This is a genomic window from Streptomyces sp. B21-083, assembly GCF_036898825.1.
In the GTDB taxonomy this organism is placed as follows: Bacteria; Actinomycetota; Actinomycetes; order Streptomycetales; family Streptomycetaceae; genus Streptomyces.
Window position 1 is genome coordinate 4,607,843 of record NZ_JARUND010000001.1, and the last position, 18,703, is coordinate 4,626,545.

Sequence of the window (18,703 nt, forward strand, 5' to 3'; positions counted from 1 at the left end):
TCCACCAGTCGGAGTACGTTGTGATCGATATCGAGAATCTGTCCAAGGCCTTCGGCAAGCGGACCTTGTGGCGCGACATCAACCTCACGGTCAACCGCGGTGAGATGCTCGCCCTCGTCGGTCCGAGCGGATCGGGAAAGTCGACCCTCCTCAACTGTCTCGGGCTGCTCGACAGGCCGAGTACCGGGTCGATTCGCTATGAGGGCGAGGACATCACCCGATTCGGCCGACGCGAGATCCGCCGCTTCCGTCGCGACACTCTGGGCTATCTGTTCCAGCACTATGCCCTGATCGAGAATGCGACCGTCGACGAGAACCTGGAGGTAGCCGCCAAGCCGCGGCGGTCGTCGCAGGGCAAAGAAAGCACACCGACCGCCGAGGCGCTTGCCCGTGTCGGTCTGGCGAAGCGGGGCAAAGAGAAGATCCACCACCTCAGCGGGGGCGAACAGCAGCGCGTGGCCCTGGCGCGTCTCATCGTCCAGCGTCCGGCCCTGGTACTCGCCGACGAGCCGACCGGCGCTCTCGACGATGCCAACTCGACGATGGTCGTCGACCTCCTCCGCGAGATGAGCGAAGCCGGATGCGCTGTGGTGATCGCCACTCACGACGACACCGTCCGCGACCGATGCGACGCCGTGTTCGCCGTACGTGAGTCCTCTCTCGTCGGCTCCCCGTAGGCGACGTACGACGGGCCCGCCCCCGGAGTGATCCAGGGGCGGGCCCTATTCGGCCTCGCGGTGGCACCGCCATGCAGCACCGCGAGGGGTCTTGAAAAACCTGGGACCGATCGGCTCAGCCGAAGCGGCCCGAGATGTAGTCCTCCGTGGCCTGGACCGACGGGTTGGAGAAGATGCGCTCCGTGTCGTCGATCTCGATCAGCTTGCCGGGCTGGCCGACCGCCGCGAGGTTGAAGAACGCCGTCTTGTCCGAGACACGCGCCGCCTGCTGCATGTTGTGCGTCACGATGACGATCGTGAACCGTTCCTTCAGCTCACCGATCAGGTCCTCGATCGCCAGCGTGGAGATCGGGTCGAGGGCCGAGCACGGCTCGTCCATCAGCAGCACCTTCGGCTCGACGGCGATCGCCCGCGCGATGCACAGTCGCTGCTGCTGCCCGCCCGACAGACCCGAACCGGGCTTGTTCAGCCGGTCCTTGACCTCGTTCCAGAGGTTCGCGCCCTTCAGCGACTTCTCCACGATGTCGCTCAGCTCGGACTTCTTGTACGAGCCGTTCAGCCGCAGCCCCGCCGCCACGTTGTCGTAGACCGACATCGTCGGGAAGGGGTTCGGACGCTGGAAGACCATACCGACCTCACGCCGTACCGCCACCGGGTCGACCCCGGTGCCGTACAGGTTCTCGTCGTCGAGCATGACCTTGCCGTCGACGCGCCCGCCGGGCGTGACCTCGTGCATGCGGTTCAGGGTGCGCAGGAAGGTGGACTTGCCGCAGCCGGAGGGGCCGATGAAGGCCGTCACCGAGCGCGGCTCGACCGTCATCGAGATGTCCTCGATCGCGCGGAAGGAGCCGTAGTAGGCGCTGAGGCCGCTTACGTCGATTCGCTTGGCCATGGGTATCACTGCTTCTTTCGAGGGGTCGGCCGGCCACCCGGCCGACCAGAGGTCGCTGTCGTATGGCCGCGTCAGCGACCTGTCTTCGGGGCCTTCCAGCGGGCGATACCGCGAGCTCCGAGGTTGAGGATCATCACGAAGGCGATCAGCGTGAGCGACGCCGCCCAGGCACGGTCGTACGCCGGCTCCGCACCACCGCTGTTCGCGTACTGCTGGTAGATGTACAGCGGCAGCGAGGCCTGCGCACCCTCGAACGGGTTGTTGTTGATGAAGGGGTTGCCGAAGACCAGGAGCAGCACCGGAGCCGTCTCGCCCGCGATACGGGCGATCGCGAGCATGACGCCGGTGGTGATACCGCCGATGGCGGTCGGCAGGACCACCTTCAGGATGGTGCGCCACTTCGGGATGCCGAGCGCGAGAGACGCCTCACGCAGCTCGTTCGGTACGAGCTTCAGCATCTCCTCCGTCGAACGGACGACCACCGGCATCATCAGGATCGCCAGCGCCAGCGAACCGGCGAAGCCGAACGGCTGCATCTCGAACTGCAGCATGAGGCTGAGGATGAAGAGGCCCGCGACGATCGACGGGATGCCCGTCATGACGTCCACGAAGAACGTGATGCTCTTGGCGAGCTTGCCGCGTCCGTACTCCACCAGGTAGATCGCGGTGAGTACGCCGATCGGCGCGCCGATCGCGGTGGCCAGGCCGACCTGCTCCAGGCTGCCGATGATGGCGTGGTAGATGCCACCGCCCGGCTCGCTGTCGGCGACGACACCCATCGAGTGCGTCAGGAAGAAGACGTCGAGGACCTTCACACCGCGCGAGACGGTCGTCCAGAGCAGCGAGATCAGCGGCACCAGGGCGAGCAGGAAGGCCACCCACACCAGCGAGGTCGCGATACGGTCCTTGGCCTGACGCTTGCCCTCGACGCGCGTGGCGATGACGTACGTACCGACGACGAAGAGGATCGCGGCGATCAGGCCCCACTGGACGCTGCTGTCCAGGCCGGCGGCGAAGCTGATGCCGACCCCGAGCGCGACGGAGGCGCCGGCCAGCGCCCAGGAAAACCACTTGGGGAGCCTGGCGCCCTGCAGGGAACTGGGGCGCTTGTCGGCTACGACGGTGCTCATGCGTTGGCCCCCGAGTACTCGGCGCGGCGGGCGATGATCGCGCGGGCCGCGCCGTTGACCACCAGAGTGATGACGAACAGGACCAGACCGGAGGCGATGAGCGCGTCACGGCCGTACTGAGAGGCCTCACCGAACTTGGCGGCGATGTTCTGCGCGAAGGTGCCGCCGCCCGGGTCGAGCAGGCTGGTCTGGATGAGGAAGCTCGGGGAGAGGACGGTGGCGACGGCCATCGTCTCGCCCAGCGCGCGGCCGAGGCCGAGCATCGACGCGGAGATCACACCGGAGCGGCCGAAGGGCAGCACCGCCATCCGGATGACCTCCCAGCGCGTGGCGCCGAGGGCCAGCGCTGCCTCCTCGTTCATCCGCGGGGTCTGCCGGAACACCTCACGGCTGACGTTCGTGATGACGGGGAGGATCATGATCGAGAGCAGGATGCCCACCGTCAGCATCGAGCGGGGCGCGCCCTCTTGCCAGGAGAAGATGCCGGTCCAGCCGAGGTAGTCGTTGAGCCAGCCGAAGAGGCCGTTCATGTGCGGTACGAGGACCAGGGCGCCCCACAGGCCGTACACGATGGACGGTACGGCGGCGAGGAGGTCGATCACGTACGCGATGGGGCCGGCGAGACGGCGCGGCGCGTAGTGCGTGAGGAACAGCGCGATGGCGACGGCGACCGGGACCGCGATGGCCATGGCGATGATCGAGGAGACCACCGTGCCGAAGGCCAGGACCGCGATGCCGAAGACCGGCGGGTTGAGGTTGGCGTTCCACTCGAAGGTGGTGAGGAAGTTGCCCTCGTCCTTGCTGATGGCGAGGACCGAGCGATAGGTGAGGAAGATCGCGATCGCGGCCATGATCGCCAGCAGCAGGATGCCCGAGCCGCGGGAGAGACCGAGGAAGATCCGGTCACCGAGGCGGGTGGCGCCGCGGGCGGCGCGCTTCTCCTCGGCCGTGGGGGGCTCGGGGGCAGCGGGTGGAACGGTGTCTGCGTCTTTGGTGGTTATGTCCATCGGGTTCTCCGGTCTGCGGGGCCGCACCCGGGGATGCGGCTCCTGGCGGCGGTGCACCGGACGGTGCGGGCGGGTCCCACCGGCAGCGGAAGCCGGCGGCGGAACCCGTCCGCACGCTCAGATCAGGCCAGGCTCTCGACGGTGGTCCGAACCTTGGCGATGATTTCGGCGGGGATCGGCGCGTAGTCGATCCCGCTCAGGATTCCCTGGCCCTCTTCGCTGGTGATGTAGCGGAGGAAGGCCTTCGTGGCGGGCAGGGTGTCCGCCTTGTTGCCCTTGTCGCAGGCGATCTCGTACGTGACGAGGGTGATCGGGTACGCACCCTCGGCCTTGGACTTGTAGTCCAGCTTCAGCGAGAGGTCGCTGCCGGTGCCGACCACCTGGGCGGCCGCGATGGCCTTGGTGGCGGAGTCGGAGGACGGCTTGACCGGGGCGCTGGCGCCGGTGTTGATGGCGACCGTGGACAGCTCCTTGGCGTACGACAGCTCCATGTAGCCGATCGCGCCCTCGGTCTGCTTGACCTGCGCCGCGATGCCTGAGGAACCGGAGGCCGCCTGGCCGCCCTTCGCCTGCCAGGCCTTGCCGCCCTCGTACTTCCAGTTCTCGGGGGTGGTGGCGATCAGGTACTTGGTGAGGTTGTCCGTGGTGCCGGAGTCCTCGGAACGGTGGAAGGCCTGGATCTTGGTGCTGGGCAGCGTCGCGCTCGGGTTCAGCGCCTTGATCGCCGGGTCGTCCCACTTGCTGATCTTGCTGTCGAAGATCTTCGCGAGGGTGGGAGCGTCCAGGACGAGGTTGTCGACGCCCGGGAGGTTGTAGGCGAGCGCGATGGCTCCGCCGACCGTCGGGAGGTCGATGCCGGTGCCGCCCTTGCAGACCTGCTTGGAGGCGGTGACCTCGTCGGGCTTCAGCGCCGAGTCGGAACCGGCGAAGGCGACCGTGCCCTGCGTGAACGCGGTGACGCCGGCGCCGGAGCCGCCGCCCTTGTAGTTGATCTGCACGCCGGGGCAGGCAGCCGTGAAGGCCTTGACCCAGGCGTCGATCGCGTTCTTCTGCGCGGAGGAGCCGTCGGCCAGCAGCTGGCCCTTGGCGTCGTCACACTTGACGGAGCTGTTGGCACCGGTGGTGGCGCCACCACTGGCCTTCGTGCCAGTACCGGTGTCGTCGGAGCCGCACGCCGTGAGGGCCAGGGCGCCGGAGACGGCGAGAGCACCGAGGGTGAGGGCCCGCCGGTTCATGCGCTGAAGCTTCACTGTCTGGTGTTTCCTTCCAGGAGCCGCCGTCCTGAAAGCCGGCGGCGTGCGAGGTCACGAAGTATGGGTGGTGCCGGGGCGCCCCGGCAGGGCACACGCAGCACCGGTAAGGCCGAAAGTAGGCAGAACAGGTGAAGCCACCTACGGGCGCGGGTGAACGGCGGGTGAACCCCTGCGGTCGGTGCGGTGAGGTCACGGAATGCTCACGGGGAGAGCACGTGTACGTCCCGACCCGGGGACGGCCCCGGCAGATCGACTTCTGCTGTACAGGCCCGGAACCCATCCTTCCGCTCCCTCCATGAACGCGCCCGCCGAGGGAACCCATGCTCCATGGATCCCGTCTGGTTCAACGGGAGCCCTCGCGGGCTCAAGCGGGGGACCGAGAAACCGTGACACCGAGGAGCACCATGCAGCGGCGTACGTTCATGGGAGGCGGCGTGGCCGCCCTGGCGGCGATGACGACGGCCGCGTGCACGGGCACGAAGGGGAGCGCGCAGGACACGACCACGGCCACCACCACGTCCCGTGGAACGACCTCCCTCACGGCGACGAGCGCCTCGGCCCCGGCCAACTGGACGGCCCTCGGCCGCGACCTCGACGGCCCTCTCATCCGCCCCGGTGACGGCTCCTGGGCGTCGGCCCGCCAGCTCTACAACACCCGCTTCGACGGCCTCAAACCGGCCGCGGTGGCGTACGTGGCCCACGCGGACGACATCCGTACGGTCCTGTCCTACGCCCGCGCCCACTCCGTCCCCGTGGCGATCCGCAACGGCGGCCACTCGTACGCGGGCTGGTCCTCGGGCAACGGCCGCCTGATCGTCGACGTGTCGAAGCTGAACCGCGTCCGCGCGGCCGGCGGCACAGCGGTGGTGGGAGCGGGCTCGAAACTGATCGACGTCTACCGCGCCCTGACGGCGAAGGGCGTCACGATCCCGGCGGGCTCGTGCCCGACGGTGGGGGTGTCGGGCCTGACACTGGGCGGCGGCCACGGCGTGGTGTCCCGGGCATACGGCCTGACCTGCGACAGCCTCACCCAGGCCACGCTGATCACGGCGGACGGCCGCGAGCTGACGGCGAACGCCACCACGAACAAGGACCTGTTCTGGGCCCTACGAGGCGCGGGCAACGGAAACTTCGGCGTCGTCACGGAACTCCACTTCCGCACCCACCCCGCGCCGCAGGCGGTGGCGGCGTACATGACCTGGCCGTGGCGGAAGGCGGCGGCGGTGATGAAGGCCTGGCAGGAGTGGGGCCCGACACAGCCGGACGAGATCTGGTCGTCCCTGCACGTGGCGAACACGGCCGGCGGCACCCCCACGATCTCCATCTCGGCGTTCTCCCTGGGCACCTACACGGAGTTGCAGAACGCGGTGGACCGCCTGGCGGACAGAATCGGTTCTTCGGCCACGAGCGTCTCCCTGAAGCGCCGCTCGTACGAGGAGGCGATGGAGGTGTACGCGGGATGCTCGTCCTTCGCGACGGACGCCCAGTGCCACCTGCCGGGCCGCACCCCCGGCCGCTCCCCGCAGGGCGCGCTGGGCCGGGAAACGTACGCGGCCCGCTCCGACTTCTACGACCGCTCACTGTCGCCGGCAGGCATCCAGACCCTCCTCTCCCGGATCACCTCGGTCCAGGGCGGCTCGGGCAGCATCGCGTTCACGGCACTGGGCGGCGCGGTGAACCGGGTCTCGCCCACGGCGACGGCATTCGTCCACCGGCGCAGCAGGATGCTGGCCCAGTACATCGTGTCCTGGCGCGCGGGTACGCCGGGCACGTCGGCCCAGTCCTGGCTGACCTCGGCCCACCGGGCGATGGCCCCCTACGCCTCGGGCGCCGCCTACCAGAACTACACGGACCCGACCCTGACGAACTGGCGCAAGGCGTACTACGGCGACGCGGCCCCCCGCCTCCAGCAACTGAAGCACCAGTACGACCCGAGCAGGGTGTTCACGTTCCCGCAGGCGTTGTAGGGGGGAGCCGGCCCACACCTCTCCAGCGCGGGCCCGCACCTTCAGCCCGTCCGGCGATTGAGGACAAGGCCCCTTCAGGGCCGGAGCGGGGGTCTGGGAGCGCAGCCCCCAGGAACGGGATGGGACGGGTAGGGGCGGCGGGGGCGAAAAACCCAACGGCCGGCCCCCACCTACGCCGCCAAATCCCGCTCCCCGGCCCCAGAGTCCGCCCGACCCCCCGAAACGACAGCCCCCCGCCCCGCTCGGGACCCCACACCAACGGCCCCCCGAGCCCGAATCAACCCAGCCCCCCACCCCGACCCCTCAACCGCCCGGGTAACCGGAGTAAGCAGCGCCATAGCCACCGGCGACAACAACAACGCCACCGCCGTCCCGAGCGCGAACCCACCCACCACATCCGTCGGGTAGTGCACCCCCATGTACACCCGGCAGAACCCCTCCACCAGCGCGAGCCCTATCCCCACCAGCCCGAACTTCCGGTTCGCCACGAACAGCCCGACCCCCATCGCCATGGTGATCGTCGCGTGATCGCTCACGAACGAGTAGTCGGTCTTCCCGGAGACCAGTACCTCAAGCCCCTGATGATCCAGAAAAGGACGAGGCCGCTCCACGAACCCCCGTATCGGAATGTTCACGAGTACGGCGATGCCCGCGGCGAGCGGCGCCCAGATCAACGCGGCCACGGACACGGCCGCACCGTCCCCGCCCCGCCGCCGCACACCCCACCAGCAGCACAGCACGAGAAGAACCATCGCCGCCAACAGCCCGTACTCGCCCACGACCTCGACCACCCGGTCGAACCACCGGGGCGCGTCCTTGGCGAGACCGTTGATGTCGTAGAGCAGGTCGACGTCGGGGTTCGACCCGGTTTCGGCGAGACCAGCCATGGTGCTGCGGCCCTTCGTCGTCATTTCCAGAGCGCACTGGTTTCCGTGCGCCGCTCCTGCTCATCCCGTGGCGTAGGAACTCACGCTCACGTTCATGTTCACGCACTGCCATCACTTGACACGTGCCACAGGCGACAGACACGACACAAGCAACAAAAGCAGCAAACCCGACGCCCGATCCGGCCGCCGAGGAATCCACTACAGGAACAGGAACGCACGCTCTCCGTTTATACGTTCCACTCTCCACCGAATGATCACGCAGACGTTATCGAAGAGAGACGCATCGCCGCAGCTCAGGGCTTGGTTTCACGCTGCGCTCACACCGCCGTGGGCAACGCTTTCGCGCCATCTTCGGTGACCCGCGTCGCTCCGAAGTAATCGGCGCTGTCGATCGGATCGAACCGGATGACCGCACCGGTACGAGGCGCGTCAAGCATGTAACCGCCACCCACATAAATCCCCACATGGTGGATGGCCCGCGAGTTGGTGGGATCTTCGGAGAAGAAGACGAGGTCGCCCGGCAGCAGCTCCTCCCGGGAGGGATGCGGCCCGGCGTTGTACTGGTCGTTCGCCACCCTCGGCAGTTCGATGCCCACAGTCGCGTACGCGGCCTGGGTGAGCCCGGAGCAGTCGAAGCGTCCTTGCTGCTCAGCGGTACCGGTGCCGCCCCAGAGGTAGGGCGTGCCCAGCTTCCCCTGGGCGTAGGTGATCGCCCCGGCCGCCTGCGCGGACGGGTCGACGCGGCCCACCGGCGCGGCAAAGCTGGCCTGCAGTGTGGTGATGGTCTTCACATAGTTCTGGGTCTCCGAATACGGCGGTACGCCCCCGTATTTGATGACGGCGTACGCTCCCGCGTTGTAGGCGGCGAGCATGTTGTGCGTCGGGTCTCCGGGCGCGTCCTTCACGTAGGAGGCGAGCTCGCAGTCGTACGACGCGGCCGATGGAATCGCGTCATTCGGGTCCCATACGTCGCGGTCGCCGTCACCGTCGCCGTCGATTCCGTGCGTGGCCCAGGTCCCGGGGATGAATTGCGCTATCCCTTCCGCCTTTGCCGGACTTTTCGCGTTCGGATTGAATCCGCTCTCCTGGTACAGCTGTGCGGCGAGCAGGGCGGGATTGATGGCGGGGCACAGATTGCCCCACTTCTGCACGAGCGCCGAATACGCGGCCGGCACGGCCCCCTTGGCGAGCGCGACACTCCCGCTCGCGACCCCACCGGCGACGGTCCCGGCGACAAGGTAGACGCCCACGACGAGCAGCATCACGAAGCTGAGGGTGCCTCCGACGGCGACGCTCGCCCAGATCCACGCCTTACGCACCGTCAACCGCCCCTCACCGCCAGGGAGTACGCCCACGTCAGTGTAGTGGCGCTACCCAACCCCCGGGGTGATCATGACGAAAACGCGCCGCCCTCAAGAAGACCCGGAGGAACCAGAGGCCTCCCGATAAAGGGCGGCAGCCGCGCCACCCAGCACGGTGCTGTAGGACACGTCATCAGTCGCCCCACCCTGCTCGAACCCCCCGAGCACTCCCACCACCTCCCCGTCCCCCTCCGCATCCACATGCACCCAGGGACTCCCGCTCGTACCGTCGGTGAAGCCGGGGCACTCTATGCGCTGTTGCGTACGACTGTGCGGGGTGGGCCGGTTGGTACAGCTGAGCGGCGCGTCCCGCACGTTGGGATACCCGGTGACGACGACTTCACTGATCCCGGTGGCCCGCCCCGTGACAAGGACGTTCGCCCCCACCACGTCCTCCAGATCCCGCCCGCCCTTCGAGGCGACGGTGGCGAAGGCGAAGTCGCTGTCCTCGTCGGACCGATCGCTCCAGGCCCCCGGCACAAAGGTCTTCGTCACCCGCCACAGCCCGTAAGGCGCCCGGCCGTCCCGATACCCGGGCGCGAACACGACGTCGGTGTCCCCGTCGCCGCTGAGGCAGTGCGCGGCGGTGAGAATCACGTCCCGCCCCCCGCTGCGCACGACGGACGCCGTACAGAAGTGCCCGCCCTCCAGATCCCCGCTGAACAACGCCCCCACCCGAGCACTGCGCGGCGCCGCCGCCCGAGCCGAGGCGACAGCAGCGAGCTGCCCCGGGGCGGCATGGCCGGGGGCCGCACCGGAGACGGAGGTGACGGCGAGCAGCGCGACGACGGAGAACAGTGCGTGCCGCCGGTTGTCAGGGGGACGATTGGGGCGCTTCATCAGAGGCAACTGTGACGCGCGAACGCAAGAACGGGTACGGCTCCTGGCTGAGAATTTTCCGTGAACCCGTAAAAAAGCAGACCACCCGGCTAGCCCCCCTCGGACTCACCCGACTCGCCCGGCTCCCCCAACGCCTCCCACACCCGAGCCCACGTACGACTGTCCAGGCTGTCGAGCGAGCCGATCCGGGACAGTTCGACGCCGTCCCGGCCGAAAGCCACGATGTCGGGCCGGTACCCGCGCCTGATCTGAGGCCCCTTCCAGACGGCGACGACCCGGTGCCGCTCCGCCACGTCGAACCGGCGGTCACCCACAAGAACGTGGTCGACGTCGCGCCCCAGATACACCTGGACGCAGGCGATCCATACGGCCGTTCCGATCGAACGCGGCGGATCCAGGCGACGGGTGAGGCTGAGCGAACCGGCCCCGCCGCGAACCTCGATCCCATCAACCCCGACCTCCATCGGATCGCCCACGGAAGAGACGGAGGAACTGGAAACCCCCAGGGACCGCCACCGCCCGTCGTACCACTCGACAAACGCGGTGTGCTCCCGCGGCACCGACTCCCGCCCGGACCCCGGACGCCACACCATCCACACCACCCCGACACCGGCCTCGGCGTCCACATCGGCCGACACCACGGTCAGCACACGCCGAGGCAGCCACCGAGGCTGCGCCTCGCGACCACCGAGCACCCGCCTCACCACCCCCGGCAACAGACGGTCCACCAGCCCCGGGTGAGCCTCCGTCAAACCCTGAACCATCGCCCACACCCCCAAAAACCCCTACGCATGCCCGTGTGCGCACTCCCCGCACCCCCGCACGTCTCCCCACACGCCTCTACGCGCGTCTCTGTGCACAAGCTGTGGATCACCTGTGCCCAGGGTCAAGCCACTCCCTCCCCCCACCCATCACCGCGTCAGTGATCGGTAACCCAGAAACCCCCTTCAGTCATGCGGAAGTCAGGATTCCGCAACCCGTCTTGTTGTCACGTACTCAACAAGCGAAGGTCATCGCGGGCCGCCAACCCGCCGCCGGGGACACCGCACCGGCGGCAACCCCACCCGCACTGCCCCTGCCAACCCCCTAACAGGAGGCTGTACGTTGCGTACGTCACCCCCCAGCAGCCAGTCCACGCACGGCAGATGGCGCCGCATAGGCACCGCCGCAGTAGCCACGGCCGCGCTCGCTCTCGCCGGACTCGGCACCGCGGCCCAGGCCGGAGCCACCACGGCACCCCAGAAGGTCACCGCCAAGACCATCGCCACGCAGGTCGCCAAGGCGCACGTGAACTACACCAACCAGTGTGACGCGACCCCGGCGAAGGGCTTCGCCTCCTGCAACGCGCTGCGCGTCACCGGCGGCACCACCGCCTTCCAGGAGGCACAGGCCGCGAAGAAGGGCGTCGCCCCCGCGACCATCAAGCCGAACGCCACCTCGGCCACCCCCACCGGCTACGGGCCCAGCGACCTCCAGGACGCCTACGGACTGACCGACGCCGCCGACTCCAACGGCTCGGGCCAGACCATCGCGATCGTCGACGCCTACGACGACCCGAACGCCGCCTCCGACCTCGCGGCCTACCGCTCGTACTACGGCCTCTCCGCCTGCACCGTCGCCAACGGCTGCTTCAAGAAGGTCAGCCAGACCGGCTCGACGACCTCCCTCCCCACCGCCGACAGCGGCTGGGCCGGTGAGATCTCGCTCGACCTCGACATGGCGAGCGCCATCTGCCCGAACTGCAACATCCTGCTCGTCGAGGCCAAGTCGTCCTCGATGGCCAACCTCGGCACGGCCGTGAACCGCGCGGTCACCCTGGGCGCCAAGTTCGTCTCCAACAGCTACGGCGGCTCGGAGTCCTCCTCCGACACCAGCTACGACAGCTCGTACTTCAACCACCCCGGCGTCGCCATCACGGTCAGCGCGGGCGACGAGGCCTACGGCGCCGAGTACCCGGCGGCCTCCAAGTACGTCACCGCTGTCGGCGGCACCAAGCTGTCCACCTCCTCCACCACCCGTGGCTGGACCGAGGCCGTGTGGAAGACCAGCAGCACCGAGGGCACCGGCTCCGGCTGCTCCGCGTACGACGCGAAGCCGACCTGGCAGAAGGACGCCACCTGCACCAAGCGCATGATCTCCGACGTCTCGGCTGTGGCCGACCCCGCGACCGGCGTCTCGGTCTACGACACCTACGGCGAGTCCGGCTGGGTCACCTACGGCGGCACCAGCGCCTCCAGCCCGATCATCGCGGGCGTCTACGCCCTCGCCGGCACCCCGTCGAGCAGTTCCTACCCTGCCTCGTTCCCCTACGCGGCGGCCGGCACCTCGGCGCTCAACGACGTGACCTCGGGCAACAACGGCACCTGCACCACGAGCTACTACTGCACCGCCGGCACCGGCTACGACGGCCCGACCGGCCTGGGCACCCCGCAGGGGCTGGCCGCCTTCACCGGCTGACCAGCCTCACACAAACGCCACCGGAGGTCGTGGGGACCACCGGCGGGCACTGGGGAACGGGCCGCGGCTACCAGCCGCGGCCCGTCGCCATGTCCGGAACCGGGATAACCTGCACCTGACGGCCGCGCCCGGAAACGTCGGACGGGCCGTCAGAAACGCTTCGTGACCGCTTAGGTGGCCAACGACGGAACCACACCTGAGGTTCCGCCCACACCTCATTGCCCGGCGTAACCTGTCGTGATACACAGAGTGACCATACGATCCGTTCAACCCCTCGCACACGTCCCGCGCTCCCCCCATAGGGGGCCGCGCGGGTCGACGGCAAGGTATTCGTACGAAACCCGCCAATGATTGACCGCAAGTCGACATCCGACAGCGTCATCGTCGGCGAGAATGGACCTGACCTCTGCACTGCGGCAGGGGCACGCGGAACTACCCGACAGGGGCGGTGACTTACATGCGGCTTGCGGCCGAAAAGGGCGACATCAACACCATCATCGGCGGGATCGCTCCAGACTGGGGCCCCTTCGGCAGCCTGGGCACCGAGGCGAAGACGATGGTCCAGGTCGTGATGGCCGTGGCCATCCTGATGTGCCTGGGCATCGCGATCTGGGGTGCGGCCAAGCAGCGTATCGGCGCCACGGCCCTGCGTGACACCTTCAGCGCGGAACAGGGCAAGGGCCTCATCGTCGCGGGCCTGACGGGCGTGTTCATCATCGGCTCGCTCGGCACTCTCTTCACCATCGTGTACGGGATGGCCGTGTAGCCGGCGCCTCCCCGCGCGTGGCGCATCTCGTCAGTCGGACCGCCGGGCGCGCTCGGTTCTTCCCTCCACCATCCACCCACCCGTCGTGCCCACCGACTGAGGTTGCGTCTCCCTGATGCCGAGTCACCACACCGCGCCCGCGCGGGGACCAGCACGGCTACCGTCGTACTGTCACGCGTACCCGTACGCGTGGATTCGACACGAGTCCGGCACGAGTTCGAGGGGGCGGGCGCGCAATGAGCCTTGGTGACAGCCAGAGCAACGGCGACCCCACGCGCCCGGACGACGGCGGATACGGCGGCACCGGCCAGACCCGGACCCGCTACCACGACCAGGGAAGCGGCGGCGTCTACGGCGGCGCACGGCGCACCAGGTCGTCACGGGGCACGGTGACAGCGGTCGGCGTGGTCGTCCTCCTCATCGCGGCGATCGCCTTCGCGAACCGCGGCGGAGACGATTCCGCCAAGTCCGACACCGCCTCCACGGCCGGCAGCGGCTCCGGCAGCACCAGCGGCAGCGCCGGCCAACCCGACGCGGCCGCCACCGCGGCCTCCGGCGAGCAGCCGGTGACCAAGAAGGCGGCGAACATCCCCTCCGGGTTCGCCCACAACCGCCAGGGCGTCCAGTCCGCGGCGGCGAACTACGCGGTGTCCCTCGGCTCGACCGGCATGTTCCGGAAGGACAGCCGGAACACGATCGTCGACGCCCTCTTCACCACCGAGGCCGCCGCCAAACTCAAGGCCCCCCTGGACAAGGCCTACTCCGCGAACCTCCTCACCAGACTCGGCCTCGACGCGAACGGCAACGCCCCAGAGGGCAGCACGTTCGTCTCGCGCGTGACCCCGGTCGGCACCAAGACCGTGGCCTACGGCGGCGCCACCGCCACGGTCGAGGTCTGGTACGTCGGACTGAGCGGCATCGCCGGTGACAAGTCCACGAACCCGGTGACCTCGTCCTGGAACACCTGGACGTACGACATGCGTTGGTCGGGTGGCGACTGGAAGATCGTCTCCTACTCGGAGAAGGACGGGCCCACCCCCGTCCCCGGCGACGACAGAGCCGCCGCCTCGGACGAGATCAGCAAGGCCATCGACGAGTACGGAGGGTTCACCTATGCCCGGTAGCACGCCAGCCAGGTCCACCCTCGTGCTCAAGCTCGCCGGCGCGCTGACAGCCGTACAGACGGCCGCCGTCCTCCTGGCGTCCAGTGCGTACGCGGAACCGACCCCGTCCCCCACGCCCACACCCTCGGCCTCGGCGACGGCCGGCAATCCGGACTGCGCGCTCCTCCCCGACCAGGCGAAGGAGGTCTGCGAGGGCGCGCAGAACGGCGGCGGGACGGGGTCCACCAACCCCACCGCCACCCTCGACCCCCTCTCCTCCCTCGCCAAGGGCTGCGCCGACGCCGCCTCCTGGACCGTCGACAAGCTCAGCGAGGCCGTGAAGGCGACCGCGACCGTCGACTTCACCAACACCAAGTTCCTCCAGCAGTACGCGGTCGTGTTCGCCGCGTCCACCGTCCTGACCCTGGTGCTGTGGCTCCTCGCGGTCGCCAAGCGGGCCATGCGAGGCGTCCCCCTCACCACGGCCATCTCCGAGGCGATCGGCTTCCTCTGGCTGACCGTCCTGGCCTCCGCCTTCACGCCCCTGATCCTCTACACCGTCGTCTCGGCGACCGACGGCGTCACCGAGGTCCTCGCGAGCGCGACCGGCGACCAGACCGACACGTTCTTCGGCACCTTCTCCGGAGCGCTGAACAAGGGCCAGGACATCGGCGGCGGCCCGATCATGCTGATCGTGGTGTCCATGGTGTCGATCCTCGCCGCCGGCATCCTCTGGCTGGAGCTCGTCATCCGGGCCGCCCTGCTCTACGTCGGCGCCCTGCTCGGCACGGTCGTGTACGCGGGGCTGGTCGACAAGAACCTCTGGGGGCACGTCCGCCGCTGGGCCGGCATCATGATCGCGGTCATCATGGTCAAACCAGTGATCGCCATCGTCCTCGGCCTCGCCGGCGCACTGTCGACGAACGACGGCCCGGACGCCTTCTCGGCGGTCGTCTCCGGCCTCTCGATCATCCTGCTCGCCATCTTCGCCAGCGCGATGATCTACCGCTTCGTCCCCGGCTTCGGCGACGAGGTCGCGCACTCCCGCAACAACCGCATCATGCAGGGCGCCGAAGGCAAGGCCGCCGCAGTCATCAGCTCCCCGGCGACCCTCGTCGCCCAGGGCATCAAGACCCACAGCAGCCGGGCGGACAACAACGGGGGCGGTGGAGGCGGCGGCCAGTCGTCCTCCGCACCGCGCCCCGCCAACCCCGCGTCCGGCGGCGTGGCCGCGCACAGCTCGCGGCCCTCGGGCGGCGGCGGATCTGTCCCCTCCGCCGCACCCCCGCCGCGCAGCAGCCCGCACGGCGGCAACAGCAACCGATCCAACCGCCCTGGAGGTGACGGGCGTTGACGACGGATTCGCATCTGTCCCACGTGTCCCACGTCTCGCCCCGCCGTACGTATCTCATCGGCCGAGCCCGGCCGAACGCGATCGTCGGCCGCAACCGCGAGTCCGGCGAGATCACGCTCATCATCGTGGGCGCCTTCCTCGGCATGGTCTGCGGCCTGGTCGTGCCCGTGCTGGCCCTGCGCATCGTCCTGCTGACCGGCTTCCCGATGCTGGCACTGGCGGTGGTGTACGTCCCGTACAAGCGCCGCACGTTCTACAAGTGGTTCGAGATCAACCGCAGTTACAAGCGCTCGCTCCGCCAGGGCACCGCCTACCGCAGCTCCGTCATGGAGGCCGGCACCCAGATCGACGGCCGCGAGGTCGAGATCGGCCCGCCCCCGGGCATCGGCCGCATCAACTGGCTCGCGGCCCCGTTCGGCCCGGACGAGATCGCCGTACTCCTGCACGCGGACCGCCGTACGGTGACGGCGGCGATCGAGATCGAGGGCCCCGGTGTCGGCCTGCGCGACAGCGAGGACCAGGAGGCCCTCGTCGACCGCTTCGGCACGCTCCTCAAGCACGTGGCGAACGGCGACGGCTTCGTCACCCGCCTCCAGATGCTCGCCCGCACCCTCCCCGCCGACCCGGACGCCCACGCCAAGGACGTGTCCGTACGCGGCGACGAGAAGTCACCGCCGTGGCTGCAGCACTCGTACGACCAGCTCCAGTCCATGGTGTCGACGAGCAGCGAGCAGCACCGCGCCTATCTCGTCGCCTGTATGCACTTCAACCGTGAACTGGCCGCCGAGGCCCACACGATGGCCCGCGCGGCCCGCCCCCAGGGCGGCAGGAAGGTCGACCGGGACGCGGGCCTCGCCGTGGTCATGGCCCGCGAGCTGACGGACATCTGCTCCCGCCTCCAGGAGGCGGACATCCGCGTCCGCCAGCCCCTCGGCCAGGGCAGGCTGGCCTCCCTCATCCACTCCATGTACGACCCGGACCACCCGATCGACCACCTCCAGGCGATGACGAAGCGGAACGCCTGGCCGGCCGAACTGGACGCGATGGAGCCGACGTACCTCCAGGCGAAGACCCGCGAGTCGTCGACGCGCGCCCCCTGGTGCCACTCCACCGCCTGGGTGAAGGAGTGGCCGATGACCCCGGTGGGCGTCAACTTCCTCGCCCCGCTCCTCGTCCACACGCCCGACGTCATCCGCACGGTGGCCGTCACGATGGACCTCGAACCCACCGAGGTAGCCATCGAACGCATGCTCACCGAAAAGACGAACGACGACGCGGAGGCGAGCCGGGCCGCCAAGATGAACCGCACGGTCGACCCCCGCGACATCGCCTCCCACAACCGTCTCGACCAGCGCGGCGAGGACCTCGCGAGCGGCGCGGCCGGCGTGAACCTGGTCGGCTACATCACCGTCTCCTCCCGCTCACCCGAGGCCCTGGCTCGCGACAAGCGCACGATCAGGGCGTCGGCCGGCAAGTCGTACCTGAAGCTGGAGTGGTGCGACCGAGAGCACCACCGAGCGTTCGTCAACACACTCCCGTTCGCCACCGGAATCCGAAGGTAGGACTGATGCGCTGATGCGGGACCCGCTGTCCGCCCTCACCGACACCTTCACGTCGTTCCTCTTCGGCAAGGTGGAGACGACCCGCCTGCCCGTCCGCACCTCCACGGGCCAGGCCCAGGCCGTCTACCTCCCCACGGCCGCCCCCGGCCTCGGCGACTCCGGCGTCATCATCGGCCGCGAGGTGTACTCCGGGAAGGGCTACATCTACGACCCCTTCCAGCTGTACGGCCAGCAACTCCCCGCCCCGCACTGGCTGGTGCTCGGCGAGTCCGGCAACGGCAAGTCGGCGCTGGAGAAGACGTATGTCCTACGTCAACTCCGCTTCCGGGACCGCCAGGTGGTCGTCCTTGACGCGCAGGGCGAGGACGGCGTCGGCGAATGGAACCTCATCGCGGAGGAGTTGGGGATAACCCCCATCCGCCTGGACCCCATGGCCGCCCTGGACATGGGCATCCGCCTGAACCCCCTCGACCCCGCCATCACCACCACGGGCCAACTCGCCCTGCTCCGCACGATCATCGAGGTGGCGATGGGCCACGGCCTGGACGAACGCTCCGGCTTCGCCCTCAAGGTCGCGCACGCCTACGTCAACGAGACGATCGTCGACCGCCAGCCGGTCCTCACGGACATCGTCGAACAACTCCGCCATCCCGAGCCGGAGTCGGCCGAGGCGATGAACGTCGCCATAGACGACGTACGGGCCTGGGGCCTGGACGTCGCCCTGGTCATCGACCGCCTGGTCGACGGCGACCTGCGAGGCATGTTCGACGGCCCGACGACGGTCGGCATCGACCTGGACGCCCCGCTCATCGTCTTCGACCTGTCCCACATCGACCGCAACTCCATCGCCATGCCGATCCTGATGGCGATCATCGGCGTATGGCTGGAGCACACCTGGATCCGCCCCGACCGGAAGAAGCGCATCTTCCTGGTCGAGGAGGCCTGGCACATCATCAGCAGCCCGTTCGTCGCCCAACTCTTCCAGCGCCTGCTGAAGTTCGGCCGCCGCCTGGGCCTGTCGTTCGTAGCGGTCGTCCACCACCTGTCCGACGTGGTGGACGGAGCCGCCGCAAAGGAAGCCGCAGCGATCCTCAAAATGGCGTCGACGCGAACGATCTACGCCCAGAAGGCCGACGAGGCGCGGGCTACCGGCAGAGTCATCGGTTTGCCCCGCTGGGCGGTGGAAATCATCCCGACCCTGACACCGGGCATCGCCGTCTGGGACGTCAACGGCAACGTCCAGGTCGTCAAACACCTCGTCACGGAGACGGAACGCGCCCTCGTCTTCACCGACCGGGCGATGACGGAGTCGTCCCGCGACCGCGACCTCCAACTGACCGACGACGCCCTGAGAGCCGCCGAACTGGAGGCAGAGGAACGCGCGGCGGCCTTCGTCGAACAGCATCTCAGCGACCTCGACGACTCCCCCGAGTCCACGGTGGCATGA

16 protein-coding genes are annotated in these 18,703 nt (G+C 68.8%); 8 read left to right on the forward strand and 8 right to left on the reverse strand.

The window, feature by feature from the left end:
* Window positions 1-20 precede the first annotated feature (20 nt).
* Entirely contained in the window at window positions 21-677 is a 657-nt protein-coding gene (locus QA861_RS20675) for an ABC transporter ATP-binding protein (protein WP_334589813.1), read from the forward strand.
* 115 nt (window positions 678-792) lie between these two features.
* Here QA861_RS20675 and pstB read toward each other — a convergent pair whose 3' ends face one another.
* From pstB to pstS, 4 genes are all read right to left on the reverse strand, one after another.
* The gene (gene pstB / locus QA861_RS20680) at window positions 793-1,569 is read right to left on the reverse strand and encodes a phosphate ABC transporter ATP-binding protein PstB (protein ID WP_006374871.1); all 777 of its coding nucleotides are present in this window, start codon (window positions 1,567-1,569) and stop codon (window positions 793-795) included.
* 71 nt (window positions 1,570-1,640) lie between these two features.
* The gene (gene pstA, locus QA861_RS20685) at window positions 1,641-2,699 is read right to left on the reverse strand and encodes a phosphate ABC transporter permease PstA (RefSeq protein WP_334589814.1); all 1,059 of its coding nucleotides are present in this window, start codon (window positions 2,697-2,699) and stop codon (window positions 1,641-1,643) included.
* Window positions 2,696-3,706 (reverse strand): phosphate ABC transporter permease subunit PstC, encoded by a 1,011-nt coding sequence (gene pstC / locus QA861_RS20690; protein WP_334589815.1) that lies wholly within the window; start codon window positions 3,704-3,706, stop codon window positions 2,696-2,698. Before pstC ends, pstA begins: the two co-directional genes overlap by 4 nt.
* Window positions 3,707-3,828: 122 nt before the next feature.
* Window positions 3,829-4,956, reverse strand: a complete 1,128-nt coding sequence (gene pstS, locus QA861_RS20695; RefSeq protein ID WP_334589816.1) for a phosphate ABC transporter substrate-binding protein PstS — start codon at window positions 4,954-4,956, stop codon at window positions 3,829-3,831.
* Window positions 4,957-5,363: 407 nt separating this feature from the next.
* On the opposite strand from pstS, the gene QA861_RS20700 reads away from it, so the two are divergent.
* Entirely contained in the window at window positions 5,364-6,926 is a 1,563-nt protein-coding gene (locus QA861_RS20700; RefSeq protein ID WP_334589817.1) for an FAD-binding oxidoreductase, read from the forward strand.
* 170 nt (window positions 6,927-7,096) lie between these two features.
* Here QA861_RS20700 and QA861_RS20705 read toward each other — a convergent pair whose 3' ends face one another.
* The 4 genes from QA861_RS20705 to QA861_RS20720 all read right to left on the reverse strand — a co-directional run bounded on the left by QA861_RS20705 (window position 7,097) and on the right by QA861_RS20720 (window position 10,766).
* Window positions 7,097-7,813: a phosphatase PAP2 family protein gene (locus QA861_RS20705; protein ID WP_334590634.1), complete on the reverse strand. Its 717-nt coding sequence runs from the start codon at window positions 7,811-7,813 to the stop codon at window positions 7,097-7,099.
* A 317-nt stretch (window positions 7,814-8,130) separates the two neighbouring features.
* The gene (locus tag QA861_RS20710; RefSeq protein ID WP_334590635.1) at window positions 8,131-9,138 is read right to left on the reverse strand and encodes a C40 family peptidase; all 1,008 of its coding nucleotides are present in this window, start codon (window positions 9,136-9,138) and stop codon (window positions 8,131-8,133) included.
* Between the two features lie 87 nt (window positions 9,139-9,225).
* Window positions 9,226-10,014 carry a trypsin-like serine peptidase gene (locus tag QA861_RS20715; protein ID WP_334589818.1) on the reverse strand — a complete coding sequence of 263 codons (789 nt, stop codon included), beginning with the start codon at window positions 10,012-10,014 and terminating at the stop codon, window positions 9,226-9,228.
* Between the two features lie 89 nt (window positions 10,015-10,103).
* Window positions 10,104-10,766, reverse strand: a complete 663-nt coding sequence (locus QA861_RS20720) for a hypothetical protein (RefSeq protein ID WP_334589819.1) — start codon at window positions 10,764-10,766, stop codon at window positions 10,104-10,106.
* A 352-nt stretch (window positions 10,767-11,118) separates the two neighbouring features.
* On the opposite strand from QA861_RS20720, the gene QA861_RS20725 reads away from it, so the two are divergent.
* The 6 genes from QA861_RS20725 to QA861_RS20750 all read left to right on the forward strand — a co-directional run bounded on the left by QA861_RS20725 (window position 11,119) and on the right by QA861_RS20750 (window position 18,703).
* Window positions 11,119-12,471, forward strand: coding sequence for a S53 family peptidase (locus tag QA861_RS20725; RefSeq protein ID WP_334589820.1), 1,353 nt, complete (start codon window positions 11,119-11,121; stop codon window positions 12,469-12,471).
* Window positions 12,472-12,928: 457 nt separating this feature from the next.
* Entirely contained in the window at window positions 12,929-13,237 is a 309-nt protein-coding gene (locus QA861_RS20730; protein ID WP_334589821.1) for a DUF8827 family protein, read from the forward strand.
* A 236-nt stretch (window positions 13,238-13,473) separates the two neighbouring features.
* On the forward strand, window positions 13,474-14,361 hold the full coding sequence (locus tag QA861_RS20735) for a hypothetical protein (protein WP_334589822.1): 888 nt from the start codon (window positions 13,474-13,476) through the stop codon (window positions 14,359-14,361).
* Window positions 14,351-15,694 carry a hypothetical protein gene (locus tag QA861_RS20740; RefSeq protein WP_334589823.1) on the forward strand — a complete coding sequence of 448 codons (1,344 nt, stop codon included), beginning with the start codon at window positions 14,351-14,353 and terminating at the stop codon, window positions 15,692-15,694. Before QA861_RS20735 ends, QA861_RS20740 begins: the two co-directional genes overlap by 11 nt.
* Window positions 15,691-17,256: an SCO6880 family protein gene (locus QA861_RS20745; RefSeq protein ID WP_334589824.1), complete on the forward strand. Its 1,566-nt coding sequence runs from the start codon at window positions 15,691-15,693 to the stop codon at window positions 17,254-17,256. Before QA861_RS20740 ends, QA861_RS20745 begins: the two co-directional genes overlap by 4 nt.
* 13 nt (window positions 17,257-17,269) lie before the next feature.
* Entirely contained in the window at window positions 17,270-18,703 is a 1,434-nt protein-coding gene (locus QA861_RS20750) for an ATP-binding protein (RefSeq protein ID WP_334589825.1), read from the forward strand.